Annotated in this window: 17 protein-coding genes; 11 read left to right on the plus strand and 6 right to left on the minus strand. The window is 49.8% G+C overall.

The window, feature by feature from the left end; all coding sequences use genetic code 11:
* The first annotated feature begins 3 nt into the window (after positions 1-3).
* The 7 genes from A8O23_RS08160 (at position 4) to A8O23_RS08190 (ending at position 8567) form a co-directional block, all read left to right on the plus strand.
* Positions 4-1008: an MDR/zinc-dependent alcohol dehydrogenase-like family protein gene (locus tag A8O23_RS08160; protein WP_204377681.1), complete on the plus strand. Its 1005-nt coding sequence runs from the start codon at positions 4-6 to the stop codon at positions 1006-1008.
* Positions 1009-1300: 292 nt separating this feature from the next.
* The gene (locus A8O23_RS08165) at positions 1301-2347 is read left to right on the plus strand and encodes a Gfo/Idh/MocA family protein (RefSeq protein WP_066619280.1); all 1047 of its coding nucleotides are present in this window, start codon (positions 1301-1303) and stop codon (positions 2345-2347) included.
* A gap of 19 nt (positions 2348-2366) precedes the next feature.
* Positions 2367-3461, plus strand: a complete 1095-nt coding sequence (locus tag A8O23_RS08170; protein WP_066619575.1) for a glycosyltransferase — start codon at positions 2367-2369, stop codon at positions 3459-3461.
* Between the two features lie 475 nt (positions 3462-3936).
* Positions 3937-5076 (plus strand): CgeB family protein, encoded by a 1140-nt coding sequence (locus A8O23_RS08175; protein ID WP_066619283.1) that lies wholly within the window; start codon positions 3937-3939, stop codon positions 5074-5076.
* The gene (locus A8O23_RS08180; RefSeq protein WP_066619286.1) at positions 5066-6193 is read left to right on the plus strand and encodes a CgeB family protein; all 1128 of its coding nucleotides are present in this window, start codon (positions 5066-5068) and stop codon (positions 6191-6193) included. The genes A8O23_RS08175 and A8O23_RS08180 overlap by 11 nt, the downstream gene beginning before the upstream one ends.
* A gap of 218 nt (positions 6194-6411) precedes the next feature.
* Positions 6412-7545: a CgeB family protein gene (locus A8O23_RS08185; RefSeq protein WP_066619290.1), complete on the plus strand. Its 1134-nt coding sequence runs from the start codon at positions 6412-6414 to the stop codon at positions 7543-7545.
* 149 nt (positions 7546-7694) lie between these two features.
* Positions 7695-8567, plus strand: a complete 873-nt coding sequence (locus tag A8O23_RS08190) for a 3-keto-disaccharide hydrolase (RefSeq protein WP_066619292.1) — start codon at positions 7695-7697, stop codon at positions 8565-8567.
* 23 nt (positions 8568-8590) lie between these two features.
* Here the strand turns inward: A8O23_RS08190 and A8O23_RS08195 are convergent, their stop codons facing one another.
* The gene (locus tag A8O23_RS08195; protein ID WP_161486707.1) at positions 8591-11608 is read right to left on the minus strand and encodes a PAS domain S-box protein; all 3018 of its coding nucleotides are present in this window, start codon (positions 11606-11608) and stop codon (positions 8591-8593) included.
* A gap of 464 nt (positions 11609-12072) precedes the next feature.
* Here A8O23_RS08195 and A8O23_RS08200 point away from each other — a divergent pair, with 464 nt between their 5' ends.
* The 4 genes from A8O23_RS08200 to A8O23_RS08215 all read left to right on the plus strand — a co-directional run bounded on the left by A8O23_RS08200 (position 12073) and on the right by A8O23_RS08215 (position 15877).
* Entirely contained in the window at positions 12073-12888 is an 816-nt protein-coding gene (locus tag A8O23_RS08200; protein ID WP_066619297.1) for a TIGR04290 family methyltransferase, read from the plus strand.
* A 95-nt stretch (positions 12889-12983) separates the two neighbouring features.
* Positions 12984-13541, plus strand: a complete 558-nt coding sequence (locus A8O23_RS08205; protein ID WP_066619305.1) for an NUDIX hydrolase — start codon at positions 12984-12986, stop codon at positions 13539-13541.
* A gap of 161 nt (positions 13542-13702) precedes the next feature.
* Complete coding sequence (locus A8O23_RS08210) at positions 13703-14293, plus strand: Pycsar system effector family protein (protein ID WP_066619308.1); 591 nt, start codon at positions 13703-13705, stop codon at positions 14291-14293.
* A gap of 246 nt (positions 14294-14539) precedes the next feature.
* A complete protein-coding gene (locus tag A8O23_RS08215) occupies positions 14540-15877 on the plus strand; it encodes a DUF2254 domain-containing protein (protein ID WP_066619311.1) in 1338 nt (445 codons plus the stop codon).
* Between the two features lie 96 nt (positions 15878-15973).
* Here the strand turns inward: A8O23_RS08215 and A8O23_RS08220 are convergent, their stop codons facing one another.
* The 5 genes from A8O23_RS08220 to A8O23_RS08240 all read right to left on the minus strand — a co-directional run bounded on the left by A8O23_RS08220 (position 15974) and on the right by A8O23_RS08240 (position 19418).
* Positions 15974-16276 (minus strand): hypothetical protein, encoded by a 303-nt coding sequence (locus A8O23_RS08220; RefSeq protein WP_317039529.1) that lies wholly within the window; start codon positions 16274-16276, stop codon positions 15974-15976.
* 42 nt (positions 16277-16318) lie between these two features.
* Entirely contained in the window at positions 16319-17299 is a 981-nt protein-coding gene (locus A8O23_RS08225; RefSeq protein WP_066619317.1) for a DUF2279 domain-containing protein, read from the minus strand.
* Positions 17300-17308: 9 nt separating this feature from the next.
* Positions 17309-17650: an antibiotic biosynthesis monooxygenase family protein gene (locus tag A8O23_RS08230; RefSeq protein ID WP_066619320.1), complete on the minus strand. Its 342-nt coding sequence runs from the start codon at positions 17648-17650 to the stop codon at positions 17309-17311.
* Between the two features lie 26 nt (positions 17651-17676).
* On the minus strand, positions 17677-18219 hold the full coding sequence (locus tag A8O23_RS08235) for a gamma carbonic anhydrase family protein (protein WP_066619322.1): 543 nt from the start codon (positions 18217-18219) through the stop codon (positions 17677-17679).
* A 218-nt stretch (positions 18220-18437) separates the two neighbouring features.
* Positions 18438-19418 carry a radical SAM protein gene (locus tag A8O23_RS08240; protein ID WP_066619325.1) on the minus strand — a complete coding sequence of 327 codons (981 nt, stop codon included), beginning with the start codon at positions 19416-19418 and terminating at the stop codon, positions 18438-18440.
* Positions 19419-19746 lie beyond the last annotated feature (328 nt).

The following is a 19746-nucleotide window of genomic DNA, read 5'->3' on the forward strand; positions in this document are numbered from 1 at the left end:
TTTATGCAAACCGATATTTTACAAGACACTCCAGACACCGCCGTTGCCACCACCATGGCCGCGGCGGTGTTAATTGCGCCCAAGCAAGTTGAAATACAAGAAGTAGCCCTGCCCGAGCCAACCGCCACCCAAGTGCGCATCAAGCTGGAAGGCTGCGGCCTCTGCGCCTCCAATATTCCCGTGTGGGAAGGACGTGACTGGTTCACCTATCCTGTTTCTGCGGGCAACCCAGGCCATGAAGGCTGGGGCGTAATAGACGCCGTGGGCGAAGACGTGAAAGACCTGAAAGTAGGTGACCGCGTAGCTGCCCTCTCCTACAACTCCTACGCCGCCTATGATGTGGCCGAGGCAACATCCGTAGTAAAACTACCCGAGTCCTTGGCAGGCAAACCGTTCCCAGGCGAGCCGTTGGGCTGCGCTATGAACATCTTCAAACGCTCCGACATCAAAGCAGGTCAGACCGTGGCTATACTAGGCATCGGGTTTTTAGGCGCTTTACTGGTTCAATTGGCTAAAGAGGCGGGCGCCAGGGTTATTGCCATCTCCCAGCGCCCGTTCTCTCTGGACATCGCCACTAAGTGCGGAGCCGATGAAACCATCGCCATGAACGACCATTACCAAATCATTGAGCAGGTAAAGGAACTCACGGGCGGCGTCTTCTGCGACCGCGTCATTGAGTGCACTGGCAAGGAGTGGCCCCTGAATCTAGCAGGCGAGTTGTGCAAGGAACGTGGCAAACTCATCATCGCAGGCTTCCACCAAGACGGCATGCGCCAGGTGAACATCCAACTCTGGAACTGGCGCGGCCTTGACGTCATCAACGCCCACGAACGCGACCCGCAGATGTACCTGGACGGCATAAAAGAAGCCGTAGACGCCGTGGAAAGTGGCCGCCTGAAACCTGAAATTCTCTACACCCATACCTTCCCGCTGGAGAATATGGAAGAGGCCTTTCATGCCCTGACCAACCGCCCAGACGGATTCATGAAAGCGTTGGTGACGATGTAAAAATCGTAGGGGAATCCCTTGTGGTTGCCCTAACGCGGGTGCAAACGTAATGGGCAACCACAAGGGATTGCCCCTACAGACCCAAATAAAAATGTAGGGACAGGTCGCGACCTGTCCTAAACGGTTGCCCCGCGCTAGGAACATGCGCCCTGGCAACTGGCAGCCTGTATTGCATTGAATTACCGCATTGGACAGGTCGCGACCTGTCCCTACTACCAGAATACGTTTTCGGTCTGTTTTTCTAAAAACAGACGAAAACAGCAAAACGAACACAACCATAACCCTTTACACTATGGCGGAAGAGACTGTACTAGAACCTACCAAAGCAGCAGCGACCCCCACCGTTGCCTCTACTGATACCTTAAAATTCGGCTTCCTGGGCATCGGCTGGATTGGCCGAAACCGCATGGAAGCCATCGCCAATTCGGGCGTGGGCGAAGTGACCGCCGTGGCGGACCCTGCACCGCAGAACGTGGAGGAAGCCCAGAAAACCGCTCCTAACACCAAAGTCTGCCAAACCATCAACGAGTTACTGGAAGAAGACATTGAGGGCGTGGTCATTGCCACCCCCAGCGCCTTCCATGCCGAGCAATCCATCATCGCTTTAGAAAGCGGCAAAGCCGTTTTCTGCCAGAAGCCTTTAGGTCGTTATGCAGAAGAAACCAAGCGCGTGGTAGAGGCTGCCCGTCAGGCCAACACCTTGCTGGGCGTGGACCTTTCTTACCGTAGCACCGTGGCCATGCGCAAAGTCTATGAACTGGTGAAATCTGGGGAGCTAGGCAACATCTACGGCGTGGAGCTGGTCTTCCACAACGCCTATGGCCCGGACAAAGCCTGGTTCTATGACCCCAAACTGTCGGGCGGCGGCTGCGTGATTGACCTGGGCGTACACTTAGTAGATTTAGCGCTCTGGACATTAGACTTCCCCGAAGTGGAGAACGTGACCAGCAGCCTCTTTTCTAAAGGCAAACGCGTGACGCCCGCCGATGGCAAGGTAGAAGACTACGCCACCGCCAGCATCCATCTGGCCACGGGTCCGCATGTGCAGCTGAGCTGTTCCTGGAACTTGCCCGCGGGGCAGGAAGCCATCATCAGCGCCACCTTCTACGGCACCAACGGCGGCGCCTCGTTCAAGAATGTGAACGGCTCTTTCTATGATTTCGTGGCCGAGCGGTTCTGGGGCACCAGGACCGAAACGCTGGTGTCGCCGCCAGACGCCTGGGGCGGAAGAGCGGCAGTGGAGTGGGCAGAGCGTGTGGCCAACGGAGAGAAATTTAGCGAAGAAGCAGAAGAGTTTGTGAAAGTAGCCGAAGTTTTAGACAGAATCTATGGTAGATAAGCAGCACAGAACCGTTCTAATGACCACCGACACCGTGGGCGGCGTCTGGACCTACAGTCTGGAACTCATCCGTGCCATGGCGCCGCACCACGTGCACTTTTACCTCGCCACCATGGGCGCGGCCATCACCCTGCAGCAACGGCAGGAACTAGCCACGCTTACCAACGTGACGGTGTACGAAAGCACCTACCAACTGGAGTGGATGGACTATCCTTGGGCCGATGTGGACGCCGCGGGCGAGTGGCTCCTGGAACTCAGCCTTGAACTGAACCCCGACCTCATTCACCTGAACAACTTCTGCCACGGCCAACTGCCCTGGAACAAGCCCGTGCTCATGGTCATCCACTCGTGCGTACAAACCTGGTGGCGCGCCGTGAAAAACGAGAAAGCCCCCGCAGGTCGGGACTATTACTTTGAGCGCGTGCGCGAGGGCCTGCACGCCGCAGATGTCGTGGTAGCTCCCACCCAAGCCATGCTCACAGAAGCCGAAGCCGTTTATGGCACGTTTTCGCAAAAACAGGTCATAAACAACGGCCGCGACCCGCACGCCTTCCGCTTCGGGCGCAAAGAACCGTTCATCTTCAGCATGGGCCGCGTCTGGGACGAAGCCAAGAACATCGCCCTCCTCACCCAGGTAGCCGATGCCGTGGACTGGCCCATCTACATTGCAGGAGACGCCACCCACCCCGCCACGGGCCAGAACAAGCTCTTCAAGAACGTGCACTTCCTGGGCAAACTCTCCCAACGCGAAATCGCCGACTGGCTTTCCCGCGCCTCGTTGTACGTGCTGCCCGCCAAATATGAGCCGTTCGGGTTATCTATTCTGGAGGCCGCTTTCTCAGGCTGCGCTCTGGTGCTAGGCAAGATTGACAGCCTCAAAGAAGTCTGGGACCGCTCCGCCGAATTCGTGGACACCAACAATGTAGAGGGCCTCACCGCCATCCTCAATAAATTAATTGACGACGAGTTCCTCCGCAACATCATGGCCTGCCGCGCCGTGAAAAAAGCTCAGGACTACACCACCGCGCTCATGGCGCAGGAGTACCTACAAGCCTACGCTGATTTGCCCAAGCGTGTGAAAACCAAACAAGCGAATCATGTGGAGACGATGTAGCTTCAAAAAAATACTGCACGCATTCCGTCCTCCTTTGGAGGGGGTAGGGGGAGGATAAGGACGGTTGCTGATATGAGTGTTGCTAAGAACAAAAAGGGAAACTTCAGCAATGCGTGGACCTACAGGTGTAAACATCCCCCCTCGCCCCTTCAAAGGGGGAGTATCAGAAAGGTACGGAAGTAAATCCATGCCATAGAAAGTTAACGATTGAAGAAGCGGATTCTCCCCTTGAGGGGAGATAAAGAGGGGTGTTTACACCTGCAGAAGAACCAGCTTAGGGTGCTCTCTTGTGTAGTCCTCCCCCTACCCCCTCCAAAGGGGGACGACCAGCAAAAGTAGTTTGAGGCTTACGCCTCATGGCAGTTGCAAACTGCCGCCATAACAGATCCAAGTCACAGACTTGAACCAGAAAAAAATTAATAAAACAAAAAGTCTTAAGTCTTACATCTTGAGTCTTGTGTCCCAAAAAACGCCTATGAAACTAGTCTTATTTTACCACTCTCTCCTCTCCGACTGGAACCACGGCAACGCCCACTTCCTGCGCGGAATCGTTACTGAACTGAAAAGCCGCGGCCATGACGTGCAGGTGTATGAACCCAAAAACGGCTGGAGCCTGAGCAACTTACTGGACCAGTACGGTGAGCAAAAGCTGGACGAGCTGCGCCAGTACTACCCCAACCTGGAAACCAACTTCTACGAGTTGGATTCGCTCAACTTAGACGAGGTCTTGGCGGGTGCCGACTTGGTGCTGATGCACGAGTGGAACGACCATGAGCTGGTGCGCCGCGTGTGTGAGCACCGCCGCCAGAACAACTACAAGTTGCTCTTCCATGACACCCACCACCGTGCCGTGACCGAACGTGAGAGCATGGCCGCCTATGACCTCACCCACTATGACGGCGTGCTGGCCTTCGGTGACGTGATTAAGGAGCTGTACCTGAAAGAGGGCTGGACGCAAAAAGCATGGACTTGGCACGAGGCCGCCGACACCCGCGTTTTCTTCCCCCACACCAAAGCCGAGACCGAGGGTGACCTTATCTGGATTGGTAACTGGGGCGATGAAGAGCGTACCGCTGAATTGCACGAGTTCCTGTTAAACCCTGTGAAAGAACTCGGCCTGAAGGCTAAAGTCTACGGCGTACGTTACCCAGACCATGCCATTAAATCACTGGCTGAGGCGGGCATTGAGTACGGCGGCTGGCTGCCCAACTACAAGGCTGCAGAGGAGTTCGCCAAGTACAAAGTGACCGTGCATGTGCCGCGAAGACCGTACGTGGAGGCGCTGCCTGGCATCCCCACCATCCGTCCGTTTGAGGCGCTGGCTTGCGGTATTCCATTGATTTCAGCGCCGTGGGAAGACGCGGAGAACCTGTTCACGCCTGGCCAGGATTTCTTAGTGGCCCGCAACGGCGAAGAGATGAAACAGCACTTGCAAAGTGTATTGCAGAACCAGCAAAACACACAAGAATTGGTTGCCCACGGCCTCAGCACCATTCAGCAGAAACACTCGTGCTCGCACCGCGTGAACGAGCTGGAAGCCATCTGTGAAGAACTGGGCATTGCGCCAGAGAAAATCCATAACCCGTCAAAAACCACTGTAGCATATGCAGAATAAAAAGCTGAACATCGCCTTCTTCGGTTCCAGTCTGGTATCGGCGTACTGGAACGGGGCCGCCACCTATTACCGCGGCATTGTGCGGGCCCTGCACGAGCGCGGCCATCACGTCACGTTCTATGAGCCCAACGCCTACCAGCGCCAGGAGAACCGTGACATTCCAGACCCAGAATACGCCAAAGTAGTAGTCTACCAAGCCAACGAAGAGGCTGTATACAATGTTCTTGAAGATGCGGCTACCGCCGATGTAGTGGTGAAAGCCAGCGGCGTGGGTGTGTTTGATGAGTTGCTGGAGGCCGAGGTACTGAAACTGCAAAGCAAAGACCGCCTCGTGATTTTCTGGGATGTGGACGCCCCCGCCACCCTTGACCGCGTGGAAAGCGACCCCGCCGACCCTTTCCGCACCTGTATTCCGCAGTATGATTTAATCCTGACCTACGGCGGGGGAGACCCTGTGGTGAACGCCTACACCAAACTGGGCGCGAAGAAATGCGTGCCCATCTACAACGCCCTGGACACCGCCACGCATTACCCTGTTTCGCCAGAGGTGAAGTTTGCCTGCGACCTCGCATTCCTGGGCAACCGCCTTCCTGACCGCGAAGCCCGCGTAGAGCAGTTCTTCTTAGACGTAGCCGCAAAACTACCCGAGCAGAAGTTCATCATTGGCGGCAGCGGCTGGGGCGATAAACCCATGTCTGAAAACGTGAACTACATCGGCCATGTGTACACCAACGAGCACAACGCCTTCAACTGCACGCCCAAAGCCGTCTTGAACATCAGTCGTGAGAGCATGGCCCGCTACGGCTTCTCCCCCGCCACCCGCGTATTCGAGGCCGCTGGCGCTGGCGCCTGTATCATCACCGACTACTGGGAAGGCATTGACTTCTTCTTCGAGCCAGACACAGAGATTCTGGTAGCTAAAGACGGCGAAGAAGTGGCCCAGCTCCTGCAAGGTTTGACGGAAGAACGCGCCCAAGCCATCGGTGAAGCCGCTTACCAGAAAGTACTGGCCAAGCACACCTACGCCCACCGCGCTGATGAACTGGAGCAATTGCTGTTAAAAACTCCTCGCACCGCTGCCAAACCTTCGACTGAAGCAAGTGCAGTGATTTCATAGCCTTTCTGTTTTGGGGCTATTTTTGAGAGAACAGGCCCAAAACAGAAAGGCAGAGCCGCTGGCGCGAGCGTCCCGCTCGTGTCCGCACGCATTGCTGATGCTCTTTTGCCGGTTTATTTAAAAGCAGGGAGTGCCACTCTGGAATCGTGCGGATACGAGCTGCAAGCTCGCGCCAGCGAAAAAGTCTTGATACCTGATACTTGATACATGATACTAGTATGAGTCAAAAACAGTTGAACATCGTCATCCTAGGCTTGTCCATCACCTCCAGCTGGGGGAACGGGCATGCCACCACGTTTAGAGGGCTGGTGCGCGAGTTGCGCAATCGGGGCCATCATATCCTGTTCCTGGAGCGGGACGTGCCGTGGTACGCCTCTAACCGTGATTTACCGAACCCCGAGTATTGCCAACTGGAGCTGTACCAATCACTGGAAGATTTGCAGGCCCGCTTCACCGAGCAGGTGCGCGATGCTGATTTTGTGATGGTGGGTTCTTACGTGCCTGAGGGCGTGGCCGTGGGCGAATGGGCCATTAACACCGCCCAAGGCGTGACCGGCTTCTATGACATTGACACGCCCGTGACCCTGGCCAAACTGGCCCGCGAGGATTACGAATACCTGCACCCGCGCCTCATCCCGATGTACGACATGTACCTCTCATTCACTGGCGGTCCTACCCTGGAGAAGCTGGAGAAGGAATACGGCTCGCCTATGGCGCGGCCGCTGTATTGTTCTTTTGACCCTGAGCTGTACTTCCCAGAGCCAGGTGAGGAGAAAGTGTGGGACTTGGGCTATCTGGGCACCTACTCAGATGACCGTCAGCCGCCGCTGGAGAAGCTCATGCTGGATGCCGCCCGCCAATGGGAATTAGGAAGTTTTGTAGTAGCAGGCCCGCAGTACCCGGAGACCGTGCAGTGGCCTGAGAACTGTGAGTACATTCACCACCTTCCGCCCGCTGAGCACCGTAAATTCTACAACCGCCAGCGCTTCACCCAGAACATCACCCGCGCCGACATGATTAAGGCGGGTTACTCGCCCAGCGTGCGCCTCTTTGAAGCCGCTGCCTGCGGTACGCCTATCATCTCAGATTACTGGAACGGGCTGGATGAAATTTTCGAATTCAACAAAGAGATTCTGGTCTCCTATTCCGCCGAAGACACGCTGAGTTTCCTGATTGATTTACCCGAAGAAGAACGCCTCGCCATTGGCGAACGCGCCCGCCAGAAAGTGCTCACCCAACACACCGCCGCCCACCGCGCGCAGGAGCTGGAGAGCTATGTTCTGGGAGTCCTGAGTTCTGAGTCTGGAGTTCTGAGTGCGGAAGAGGAAGAGGAAGTGGAGTTGGGGAGTTGATTTTAGAAAAAACATGTAAGTGTTATTTTCGGCCTGTTTTGAGAAAAGCAGGCCGAAAATGTTTTATGTGAATTCATTTGTTTGGCTGTTCCAGATGAACGTTAGATTATTACCTTCATAGCATGAACCTAATCCCATTCCCAAAAGCTATGAAATCTCTTCGCGCTCTATTATGCATTTTATTTCTCTTCCCCCTCACCTCCTTTCTCCCCAAAGCAGAATGGACGCCCCTGCTAGACAAAAACCTCTCGCAATGGGAAACCTACCTTAGTTACCGCCACAAAATCGGCTACAACGGGAAAGTGCCCTTAGATGCGCAGGGCAAGGAGATAGCGCCGCTGGGCTACAACGTGAAGAGGCAGCAGGTGTTCACGGTGCTGGAGGAAAAAGGCGAGACCATTTTGAGGGTGAGCGGCGAGGTCTATGGCTGCGTGTTCACCAAACAAGAGTACCAGAACTACCACCTCAAGCTCAAGTACAAATGGGGAGACAAGAAGTTTGACCCCAGAAAAGACCTGCTCAAAGACTCGGGGGTGCTATACCATTCTATAGGCAAGGCGGGTGTAGACTACTGGCGGGCCTGGATGCTCTCGCAGGAGTTCCAGATTATGGAGGGGCACACCGGTGACTACTGGAGCATCGCCAATTCCGCCATGGACGTGCGGGCTTTTATTCCGGAGCCGCCTATGGTCAATGCCGTGGCCAGTCTTCGGCAGCCGTTCATTGGCTTTGGCGCCGGCACCGGACGCGACGGCTTCTGCCTGCGCACCGAAGACCGCGAGAGCAAGAACAATGGTTGGACCGAGATAGAACTAATAACCTTCGGTGACAAAAGCTTGCACATTGTAAACGGCCAGGTGGTCATGGTGCTGCAGAACTCGCGGTACGTGGAGAACGGCAAATCCTTGCCGCTCTCCAAAGGCAAAATTCAGATTCAGAGCGAGGCCGCCGAGACATACTTTAAAGACATCATGATCAAACAAATACCCGAGATGCCGAAGAAGTATGCGAGCTACTTCTAAAACTTTCATCCACAACGTTTAGACTACTGCTTGAAGTACACCTCAAACGTAGTTCCTTCCTGCACCTTGCTTTGCACAGTAACTTTTCCGCCCAAAGCCTCTGCTTGAGCTTTTACTAAGAACAAACCTACGCCCCGGCCCTCTATATGACTATGGAAACGGTTGTACAGGCCAAAGAGCTTTTTCTTCTGCTTTTCTACGTCAAACCCAAGCCCGTAATCTTTTACCGTGAGTACCACATAGTCTCCCTCGGTGCGGGTAGATATATGTATCTCTGTCTCTTGCCCTGGCTTCCGGTATTTGATGGCGTTGGTAATCAGGTTATACAAGATGCTGTACAAATAGCTGCCTACCGTAAACACTGAAGGGGCTGCTTTGAAATCCGTTTGAATATTCACTTGGTGGCGTGTTAACTCCAGATGCATAGGTTCTAGCACCTCCTCCACCTTCTCCGTAAACACTAGCTGTTCTTTGATTCCCCCAATGCTGCCTCTAATAGAAAGAATTTGGTTCAAGTCTCTGATGACGGTATCTAAGTTCTGAGCGGCTACCCGCATCTTCTCATTAACGGCTAATTTAATTTGCTCATCAAGGTTGGGGCTCTTGAACATATCTGTTAGCCCCAAAATATTAGCCACGGGTGCCCTTAAGTTATGCGAGACAATGTGGGTAAACTGCTGCAGCGAATTGTTTCTACCCTGTAGCTCTTCAATCAAGTTTTCACGCTCAATCTCATACTGCTTGCGGGCCGATATATCTTGCATAGAACCAATAACCCTAATCGGCTTTAGTTTCTTGTTGCGCAGAATACGGGCGCGGTCGCTAATTTGTATTATTTGGCCGTCTGCCGAAAAGAATCTATAATCCTCTTGCCAATTGTTTACCTCCGGATTTAGCAAAGCCCTCTCAAAGGAAGCCACTACTCTGGCTTGATCATCAGGGTGAATATTATCAATCCAGCTTTCTGACGTATTGCTCAGGTCTGCCCGGGAAAACCCAAACATTGTTTCAAACCCTTCTCCCCAGTGAATAGTATGATGTACCACATCAAAATCATAGATTGCCTCACTAGTGGCTGAAGTAGCTAAGTTATACCGCTCATTACTCAACTTGAGGGCAGCCTCTGTCATCTTGTTTTCAATGATTAGCTGCAGCAGGTTTTTTGCTTTATCTATGACCTCAAATTCTTCAGTAGATGGCTCACGAGCCTCTTGATGGTAAACGGCAAATGTGCCCAACACCTTCTGGTTAGAACCTATAATAGGGAGTGACCAGCATGACCTTAAGCCAGCTTGCAAGGCAGCGTCTTTGTATTCAGCCCACAGTGGGTCAACCTCCAGGTCGCTTACAATTACCTTTTCCTTCAGGAAAGCCGCTGTGCCGCATGACCCTACTTTAGGCCCTATTTGCACACCATGAATGGCGTCTAGGTACGCTTTAGGCAAACTCGGCGAGGCTAGATTGAACAACCTGTTGTTCTCTAGGTACAGCACGCTAGTGAGCATATCTGGTTGTTGCTGCTCCAGACCAACCAGGTAGGAATTGATTAGCTCCTCCAGCGTACTACCGGGGGCGGCATTGAGCTCCAGCACCTTCTTACCCAGGGCTTCTTGCTCCTCAATCTGCTTTTGTTTAGTGATATCGCTCAGGTATACTGACAATCCTTCTTCAGATGGATAGGCCTTCACATCTAACCACACCTTCAGGGGCTCATGGAACAGCTCATAACGCACCGCCTCTCCTGTCTTTACAGATGCACAAAGCTGCCGGAAGTGCTGCCCCATCACTGATTTAGAAAAATAAGACCAGAAACTTTTGCCTTTCACCTCCTCGCCTTTTACCTGTATGAGCCGCTCAAACTCACTGTTGGTGTAAGTAAAGCATCCGTTTTTGTCTAAGGCGAAGAAAGCATCGGTTATACTTTCCAGAATAATTCGTTGCCGGGCCGACTGTCGCTGAATTGTATCATAGGCGCGGGCAATGGGCGTGATGTCTTTGGCAATGCTGTACACAGCCACAACTTCCTCTTCCACCACCACCGGAAATTTACTGATGTCATATATCTTGCTTTCACCAGTAGGGAAAGGAACTTCAAGGTCAAATTGGACAACTCTGCCTGAAAGTGCCTGCTGAAAATGCTGGTTACAGGTATCTACCACACAATCAGGCAAAAAAGAAGTAAAGTGCTGGTTCACCATTTCAGATGCCGGCAAATCTGAAGTTTTCAGCTGAGCTTCGTTTACATCTAGCACCACCCCGTTTACGTCTTCCAGCAGAATGGCATCTGGGTTATTGGAGAATAAACACCTGTATAACTGCTCTTTCTGCTGCAGAAGCAACTGCTCCTGTTTCCGGGCCGTAATATCACGTGAGTTCACCACTATGCCGCGCACTGCAGGGTTGTGCAATTGGTTGCTGCCTACGGTTTCCAGCCATTTCCACTCGCCGTTAGCCGCCCTGTGCCTAAACTCAGAAGCAGCAACCCTGTCTCCCTGTAGAAGCTCTGCAAGTTTGGCTTGAACACTAGTAAGATCATTAGGATGAATATGATCCAGTACATTGGCACCAATCAAGTCTTCTTTTGGATATCCCATAATTCTGGAGATTCCGCTTCCAACGAAAATGTAGTTTCCATTTTCATCTAAAACACCCACCATGTCAGAGCCGTATTCTACCAGAGCTTCATAAAAGGCCTCTTTCTCTTTCTCCTTTTTCTGAGCCTGAATTAATTGAGTGGCATCACGGGCTATACAGAATGTAGTCTCATCTTCAGCAGACCAATAAGCAGACCATAGCATGGTCACTATCTTTCCAGATTTGTGCACATACCTGTTCTCAAAGTCATTTGTAGGTGCCCCATTCAAAATATTTTGTGCTACAGCAATTGTCTTCTCCAGGTCTTCCGAAAAAACCAGTTCTAAATACGAGGTGCCAATTAATTCTTCTTTATCGTAACCAAGAATCTTTTTGCTGGCTTCACTCACCTGAACAAATTTTCCATCTGCACCTATAATGCAAATCATGTCCAGAGAGTACTTCATTACTTTATCTAATACACTATCAGCGCATGTCTCTTCCATATGCAATCAATGACATTTAATCAACAAGGCATTTATTTGCACTTTCACCTTGCAACATCATAAATCAAAGCTATTTAGCAGCACAAAGCTAAACCACACAACCAGCTTTATATCAGACTTAGTTCATGATAAAGTACAAACAATAACTATTGTTGCTTATATTCAATTTATTCCGATTAAAGTGTTATACTAGACTAATGTATTCCCCTTTATTAGCTTGTATTTCCTTGAATCCAGCCATTTTCTTTTCAGCCTGCAATGAGCACGTAACGGTGCAATCACCTGCCGTTTTGGGCTTGTTTTAGGTAATTGAGCCCTGAAACGGTGTCTGCCCTAGTCTAGCTAAGTCTCATTAAACATATAACTTTTACTATCCTGTTTTGCGTAGAAGCTTTCGAACACATTCTTAACGCAAACACTCCTACATGAACTTAACTCAGGAAATAGCCGAACTTGGCCCCTGGTTTCATAACCTGCACCTCCCAGACGGTACCCAAACCGCCCCTAACCATACCTTAGGCGATTTTCCGGCCTTTAAGTGGGAACAAATAAAAGAACACATTCCGCAGGACCTGAGCGGGTGGAGGGTATTAGATATTGGTTGTAATGCTGGCTTCTACACCATTGAACTGGCCAAAAGAGGCGCCTCTGTGTTAGGCATTGATGTAGACCCACACTACCTGCGGCAAGCCGAGTGGGTAGCTAAGCAGTTCGGGCTAGATGATAAGGTGGAATTTAAGCAGATGCAAGTGTATGATGTAGCGCATTTAGAGGAAAAGTTTGACTTGATCTGGTATATGGGAGTACTTTACCATCTGCGTTACCCGCTGCTGTCACTAGACATACTTTCTCAGAAAGTGACGCGCCTGATGGTGTTCCAAACCCTGACCATGCCTGGCGAGGAGGTGACCAAATTACCAGAAGATATTGATTTTCATGGTCGGGAAATCATGCTGGAAAATGGCTACCCCAAAATGGCCTTCATTGAAAACAAACTAGCCGGCGATGTGACCAACTGGTGGGCCCCCAATCATGCCTGCATTGAGGCTATGCTCCGTTCTTGCGGCTTAAAAGTAACACAACGCCCGGGCCATGAGGTGTATTTGTGTGAGCCAGACCCTAACAGCCAGAGCAGCCATTTCCGGTGGAATAACTCTGAATTGCTTTCTGCTACCGGGCAAGCCTGGCAAGAAGCCGTAGCCGCCAAGGTGAATGATAAAAACCGTACGCTTACCCAATAGGTGACACTATTTTTTCTTTTTGTAGCCGTTTTTGACTTACTTTTCAAAAAGAAGGCCAAAAACGGCTATTTTTATTTCAGCTTATCTTTACCAACATGTCTACTCCGCGCCCCTGGCGATTACTTCGTTCAACTATTGCATTCAAACACAAGTGGTACACCTTACGCCGAGACGAGGTAGAGTTGCCTAACGGGCAGGTGGTAGATGATTTCTTTATCAGTGAGCGACCAGACGGCGCTTTGGTATTTCCGGTTACCCAAGAAAACGAGGTGCTGTTTGTGCGGCAATACAAGCATGCCGCGGGCAAAGTTTTTTTAGAGCTGCCTGCCGGTTCATTTTTCCCAAATGAGGAGGAAGCCACGGTAGCCGCCGCCCGTGAGCTGCTGGAAGAAACTGGCGCCGTACTTACCCAAGAATTAGAACCGCTGGCGGTGCTGCACGACAATCCGGCCAAAGACACCAACCGCCTGCACCTGTTTTTAGCCCGCAATGTGCGGGTAGAGCAAGAGCAGCTCTTAGACATTACCGAAGACATTGAAGTGGTGCACGTGCCTTTGGCAGAAGTATTGCCTCTGGTAATGAAAGGCGAAGTATGCGTGTCTGGCGCAGTGGTACTGTGTTTTATGGCTCTTCGCCAGTTGGGCAAACTGTAATCACTCTCAAAACTATACAGAACTGTAACTTAAAAACGAACCCAGCACGTAGTATAGGCGTAGGGCAAAAGGCATAGTTTATTCTTGTATATCACGCACCCTATTCAAGAGGAGAATTCGGCCCCAAGAAGCGAGCCCTAACATCCTTTAATATACTACACATGGCAGAGGCAACTGAGGAAAACTCACCGGCACCGGAAGAAAAGAAGAAGAAAAAAAAGAAAGCCAATGAGGCTGGCAGAGGCGTAGAAACTCTGTTCAGGATTACGGCAGCCAATCAAATGCGCCTCAGCGACATGGCTGATAACAAGGCGCACATTCTGCTGACGATCAACTCCATTATTGTTTCTATTTTGCTTTCGGTGCTGTTCCGGAAAATTGATGCGGAGCCAGAGCTGCTTATCCCCAGCATCTTGTTTTTGTTCACCTCGCTTATAACCATTGTACTGGCCATACTGGTGACCATGCCGCGTATAAAAAAGAACGACGTGCACCTGAATGAAATACCAGAAAAGAATGTGAATCTGCTTTTCTTCGGAGACTACCACAGCATTAACTTGTTGGAGTATGAGAAACGCTTCTCAGACATGATGCAAGATCCAAAGTCTCTTTACAGCAGTATGATCAGAGACAATTACCATTTGGGACTGGTGCTACAGAAGAAATACACCAGCCTGAAGTTTGCCTATATTTTCTTTATGGTAAGCTTTATTGTTTCTGCCATCTCCTTTGTGTACACCCAAGTTTTTTAGCCTCAGAGAAGAACTTTTGTGTTACTAGTAAATCAAGCGCAGGATCATCGTTTTTAACCTGTTTTGGCCAAAACACCTCTAAAACCCTAATCCAAACTCGCTTCTTTCTCTGCCTCGGCCCTTTTCTGCCGTTCTATAAAACTGCTAAGTAGTGATGGAGTAATCAGGGGCTTTTACCAGAGTAAATTCAGTATTAATTCCTCATCTCTACATAGGGTTCTTGCGTTTAGCCACGCAGGATACACTATGAACAGACTCTACAAAAAGCTTTTACAGCATTCTCTTTCTATTACCAGCAGTATTGCCCTATGGCCTTCAGTCATAGCCTTAATGTTCACAGGTCTGGGGTTCTTTGTTCTATACTTTGAACGCACCCCTCTTGCCACATACCTAGAAAAGAAAATCCTGTTCCTGGTGAACACAGAGCCAGAAAATGCCCGAACTATACTCACTACCGTGGCCTCCGGCACCATTACTTTGATGGTGTTTAGCTTTTCCATGGTCATGATTGTGCTGAGCCAGGCGACCTCTAACCTTTCGCCCAGGGTAATACCCGGACTCATTTCAAACAAAATGAACCAGGTGGTTCTGGGCGTGAACATAGGCACCATTCTTTACACACTAATTCTTCTCATGAGTTTTAAGCCTGGCGAAGAAAATTCAAGTGTGCCTGTTTTAGGCATATTGCTGGCGGTTTTATTTGCGGTGACCTCTGTGTGCTTATTCGTGTATTTTATTCATTCTATTTCACGTGCCATTAAGCCAGACACCATTTTAACCGGTATTTACATAGCTACCGCCAAAGCGCTGGAAGATGAAGTGAGGCATACTGAAGAAAACAAAATATTGAAGGAAGCTGAGAGCACCGAACAATTCATTGAACTCCCCAGTAAAGAAGGTGGCTATTTGCGGCAGATAGAGCTGGACACTCTCAATAAATTAGCTAAAAAAGAAGACCTGCTCATTGAAGTACCTATTTCAATAGGAAAATTTGTTGTGCCCGGTTTACCGTTTCTGCGCCTGAATAAAGACATTGCTGACCGTGAAGACCTGCACGCGGCTATTCAGAACTGTTTTATTTTCTCGCTGGAGGAGGTAATGGTTTTTAGTTTTGAAACTGGTCTGAGGCAAATTACAGAGGTGGCGGTAAAAGCGTTGAGTCCTGGAATCAATGACCCCGGCACCGCCCTAAGCGCCATTGACTTTCTGTCTTTGCTCTTTTTAAGGCGCATGCAAAGTATTGCCCCCAACTGCATGCTAGACGAACACCAACAAATACGCATTATAAAGAGGCCAACTCCACTAGAAGATCTCTTGTACCGTTTTCTCACCCCCATCCGCACGTATGGCAAAGCAGATGTAATGGTCATGCGCAAACTACTTTTGTGCCTCAACCACCTTTTGTACGCTGACAAAGACCAGCAAGCCTACACACAAGTGCTGGCCCGCCAAATAAACACTGTGAAAGATGATGCTGACACAAATATTCAGAACCCTGAAGACCGGCAGGAGATAAACAAGGTGCTAAAAACCATTAATCAAAATCTCCAAAAACAGCAGGGTCAAATCGCCTTATTATCTTAAGGGACCATACACAACCTGTTCAGCACACTATAGCTTTAAGTGAATTGCAAGGCTAAAAACATGAAGGATTATCAATTATATTGAAGCTAATTGAAGCTACAACAAAGCCTTCACCAGTTGCTCCCATTCTTCTTGCAGAGAACCTGCAGGCCTTTTTTTACCCGCGCTAGTGTACCAGTAATCGGCGTTCCAGTTGTCCCCTTCTTTGCGGTGAAGGTAAGCGTGAATCCAGGCGGCACTTTTGCTAGGCAAGTCTTGAATAAGCTCATGCGCTTTTTGCCAGTTGCCCTGCGCATCATGCCAAAGGGCCTTCAGATAAACAGACGCATCTGCAGGAGGAGCTTTTTCTGACAGGCTATTTTGGAAGGTAGTAATATCCATTATAGAAAATAAGGTCAAGTTGTTTTAGGGCTATTTTTACAAAAACAGATGAAAAACATCTTAATAATACAGCCAATGCCCTTTCCACTGCCCCTTTGAAGAATACTCAAGCGTCGGAAACGGAAGCTTCACGAAGGTCATACCTGTAAACACAATTTTCAGAAGTTTTGAATCGGTTTTGATTTTGGTCCAGTCTACGTCTAAAGACAGAAGGAACTGCCGATAGCGCTGTGTTTCCGGAATAGCCTTGCCTCTGTAGTACTGCCTGTTCCTGAATTCTCCAAACATACCATTGGCGCTGTACCCTGCCGCCAAGTTCAGCCATTCTGGCACAGGATTAGCCGCAGGAAGTATTTTTTTGACTGGGGCGCTTAGCCAATAGGTATGACCATTATAATCCAGAAACACCCGCTCTAATGTATTATCGCCTAGGTAACCGTGCGCCATTTCGGCATACGGAGACTCCCAGTAGCTGAACTTGTACTTGACTAACTGTTCCTGAAACAAGAGCTCATTGCCTATCACCAGACCAGACCCAACTGCGTTAGCTGCCATGTCAGCCCATGAAAAACCATACCCCTCGTAGAGCCCGTCAAAAACTTCTATGGGTGTTTGCAGCACCAACCCTAACGTTCCCCCAAAGAGAAGAGCCTTTTTGCGGCTTACTCCCGCACTCTTGAGCCAGTGGTAGCCAATATAGCTTTCTATATAAGCGCCGTACACATGCCCAAGCTTGTCTATTTGTAAATAGCCTTTGGTATCGTTGTAAAAGTGGAAGGGTACCCGCTCATGGTCTCTGTACCAGACAAACTGCAGATAGGTGATACCGGCTACATAAAAGCCGCCCTCAGCCGCTATCAGTGACGTGAGTCTTTTTTTGTTTACCTGCAGCCGGACTGTATCTGTTTCCAGATTTTGTGCTTCTGTATGTGTATTTGCTGTATCACTGGCTAACCGCTCTACCGACTGCTGCCCCAGACAAGTTACAGAAGTAAAAAGTACTACTAGAAAAAGTTTAACAGGCGCAGGCAGCAAGTTCATAAAACAGGCTTATGCATTGAACTCCTGACCAGGTTGCTCCGCCACAAAGCCTATGCTTTTACCTGCTATCAGCTGATAATGCTCTACCGTTGGGAACGGATGGTAAAAGTGATGCAGCAGTTTCTTCCACTTCTGATATTGTTCAGACTGCCTGAAGCCTACAGTGTGGTCTTCCAGGGTTTGCCAACTGACCAGCAATAGGTACTTATTCTGGACCTCCAGGCATTTCTGTAGCTGGTGCCACTGGTAGCCCTTCATAGAACAGATGATTTCCTGCGCCGCTGAAAAGTTTTCTTCAAACTCAGACTGCTTTTCTGGCAGAACATTCAACTCGGCTACTTCAAGAATCATAGAAGCTACTCTTTAAAAATTCAGGCTTAGAGGGTGGAAGCACCTTGGTTCTCTACGCCTTCCTGGAACCAGCTGGCGTACATGACATAGTTATCGGCTGTGCGAGCCATGCCGGCAATCTGCTCTGGGGTAAGGGCTTTAACCTTTTTGGCTGGTACTCCGGCATAAATATAGCCGCTCTCACAAATGGTATTCTCCAGCACTACCGCCCCAGCTGCTACAATACAATGCTGTTGTACCACCGCATTATCCATGACAATGGCGCCCATGCCAATAAGCACGTTGTCTTGTACGGTGCAGCCGTGCACCAGAGCGTTATGGCCTATACTCACGTTGCTGCCTATGGTAGTAGGTGCTTTTTGGTAGGTGCAATGAATGACAGCCCCGTCTTGTATATTCGTTTTGTTGCCAACCCGTATGAAATGCACGTCTCCTCTGATAACCGCATTAAACCAAACCGTACAATGGTCGCCAAGCACCACATCACCTACAATGGTGGCGTTGGGAGCCACAAAACAGTCTTGTCCAAGTTGAGGATGAACACCCTTTACGGGAAGAAGCAACGGCATAGTTTATAATTAAGAATTTAGAATTATGAATTAAGAATTGCTGGAGGTTAACTTAATCAAAAATACGTGCAGCAGAGGAAAACTTGCAGCACAACTTTACTCCTGTTTTTGGCTTGTTTTCAGGAAAATGGCTCAAAAACAGCTCAATCTGCCCCTTAAGAATCATTTCTTGTGTCTTATGTCTTGCGTTTTGTGTCCTGAATCTTGCGTCTTGTCTCTCAGGAAAGCATGCGTTTCCAAGTGCCTTTGCGCAGGTTGTATTTAAGGGTGCTGGGCAGGGCTTTCCACCAGTAGCTGTTCATTTCAACCGCAAAGCTGGGCTGCATATAGCAATTGATGGTACAGCCCTCGCAGGCCGGCAGGCGGCCTTCCAGTTCTATCAATTTCTTTACGTCGGCAGATTTGTAGAGCTCATACAGGTTACCTTCAATCTGAAATTTCTGGGCACCGAGGTGGTAGCAAGGAAGCACCAATTCATTTTCAGGCGAAATGACTAAAGTAGAGCTGGCAGCTTTGCAGACAGGTTTATCAATGTGGTTTCCGCCGTCTTTCCGAAGCTGAATAAAGGCCTCATTCAGATACACCCACTTCTGCTTACTGAAGGTGGTCAGATAATCCAGCTCTTCCTCTGAAAGACGGTCGCCGGTTTCTACCTGGTTGTATTCAAAGGCAGGATTTACGATCAGCATGAGCTTGTTGGGCAGGCAAATCTCCTGGTACACCTGTTCCATCTGGTGCAGGTTGTGCTTGAACACTGTAAACAGAATGTCAGGCCGCTCGCCCAGGCGTTTGGCAATTTTTATTGATTCAAGCACGGCATCAAAACATGGCACCCCACGCCCCGTGTCATGCTCCTCTTTGTCAGCGGAGTCTAAAGAGAAATGCAGCATGTCTACTTTCCCTTTCAGTCGCTCCGCCCATTTAGGGTACAACAGACCGTTGGTGGTAAGGGTGGTGATAAACCCAAAATTTTGGGCCACCTCTAAAAACTGATCTATCTGACGGTGCAAAAGCGGCTCACCGCCGGTAAAATCCACCACGTTCACTCCTAGTTTGCGCAGATCGCTTAGGTTCTGCTTCACATCTTCCAGTTGAATGTAGGGCGAGGGCTTTTCCCAAATGTCACAGAACGAACATTTGGCGTTGCACCGGTAGGTAACGTAATAATTGCAGAGAACCGGATGAGGAATTAAGCGCATACTCTATAATTTCAGATGCCTTAGCACTTGCAAGGTAACCAGAACATACGGATTTAGGGCTAAATCAAGTTTAAATCACATATTATGTTCCGGTTAAATTTAACTAAAAGGTACTGGCATCAAACCAGCTGTCTACTTCTCCAGCACCTAAAGAAGTCTTTTATTGTTGCTCCAGGTGGCACGGTGCGACAGCATACCCTAAGTCGGCTTGCACGCAGGTTTCTCCGCGGGAGGATTCAAGTTCCATATTTCCCACAGCTCGCGTAGACGAAGCTGCTTCTGCCACACCTTCTATATAGCCGCTTATGCTGTTCAACCAAAGCTTTTT

The sequence above is a fragment of the Rufibacter roseus genome (assembly GCF_001647285.1).
GTDB classification, from domain to species: Bacteria; Bacteroidota; Bacteroidia; order Cytophagales; family Hymenobacteraceae; genus Nibribacter; species Nibribacter roseus.

Bases quoted from the DNA above. Each gene is read 5' to 3' on its own strand.
- A8O23_RS08160 (WP_204377681.1), top strand. From the start codon at position 4: ATGCAAACCGATATTTTACAAGACACTCCAGACACCGCCGTTGCCACC.
- A8O23_RS08165 (WP_066619280.1), top strand. From the start codon at position 1,301: ATGGCGGAAGAGACTGTACTAGAACCTACCAAAGCAGCAGCGACCCCC.
- A8O23_RS08170 (WP_066619575.1), top strand. From the start codon at position 2,367: ATGACCACCGACACCGTGGGCGGCGTCTGGACCTACAGTCTGGAACTC.
- A8O23_RS08175 (WP_066619283.1), top strand. From the start codon at position 3,937: ATGAAACTAGTCTTATTTTACCACTCTCTCCTCTCCGACTGGAACCAC.
- A8O23_RS08180 (WP_066619286.1), top strand. From the start codon at position 5,066: ATGCAGAATAAAAAGCTGAACATCGCCTTCTTCGGTTCCAGTCTGGTA.
- A8O23_RS08185 (WP_066619290.1), top strand. From the start codon at position 6,412: ATGAGTCAAAAACAGTTGAACATCGTCATCCTAGGCTTGTCCATCACC.
- A8O23_RS08190 (WP_066619292.1), top strand. From the start codon at position 7,695: ATGAAATCTCTTCGCGCTCTATTATGCATTTTATTTCTCTTCCCCCTC.
- A8O23_RS08195 (WP_161486707.1), bottom strand. From the start codon at position 11,608: ATGAAGTACTCTCTGGACATGATTTGCATTATAGGTGCAGATGGAAAA.
- A8O23_RS08200 (WP_066619297.1), top strand. From the start codon at position 12,073: ATGAACTTAACTCAGGAAATAGCCGAACTTGGCCCCTGGTTTCATAAC.
- A8O23_RS08205 (WP_066619305.1), top strand. From the start codon at position 12,984: ATGTCTACTCCGCGCCCCTGGCGATTACTTCGTTCAACTATTGCATTC.
- A8O23_RS08210 (WP_066619308.1), top strand. From the start codon at position 13,703: ATGGCAGAGGCAACTGAGGAAAACTCACCGGCACCGGAAGAAAAGAAG.
- A8O23_RS08215 (WP_066619311.1), top strand. From the start codon at position 14,540: ATGAACAGACTCTACAAAAAGCTTTTACAGCATTCTCTTTCTATTACC.
- A8O23_RS08225 (WP_066619317.1), bottom strand. From the start codon at position 17,299: ATGAACTTGCTGCCTGCGCCTGTTAAACTTTTTCTAGTAGTACTTTTT.
- A8O23_RS08230 (WP_066619320.1), bottom strand. From the start codon at position 17,650: ATGATTCTTGAAGTAGCCGAGTTGAATGTTCTGCCAGAAAAGCAGTCT.
- A8O23_RS08235 (WP_066619322.1), bottom strand. From the start codon at position 18,219: ATGCCGTTGCTTCTTCCCGTAAAGGGTGTTCATCCTCAACTTGGACAA.
- A8O23_RS08240 (WP_066619325.1), bottom strand. From the start codon at position 19,418: ATGCGCTTAATTCCTCATCCGGTTCTCTGCAATTATTACGTTACCTAC.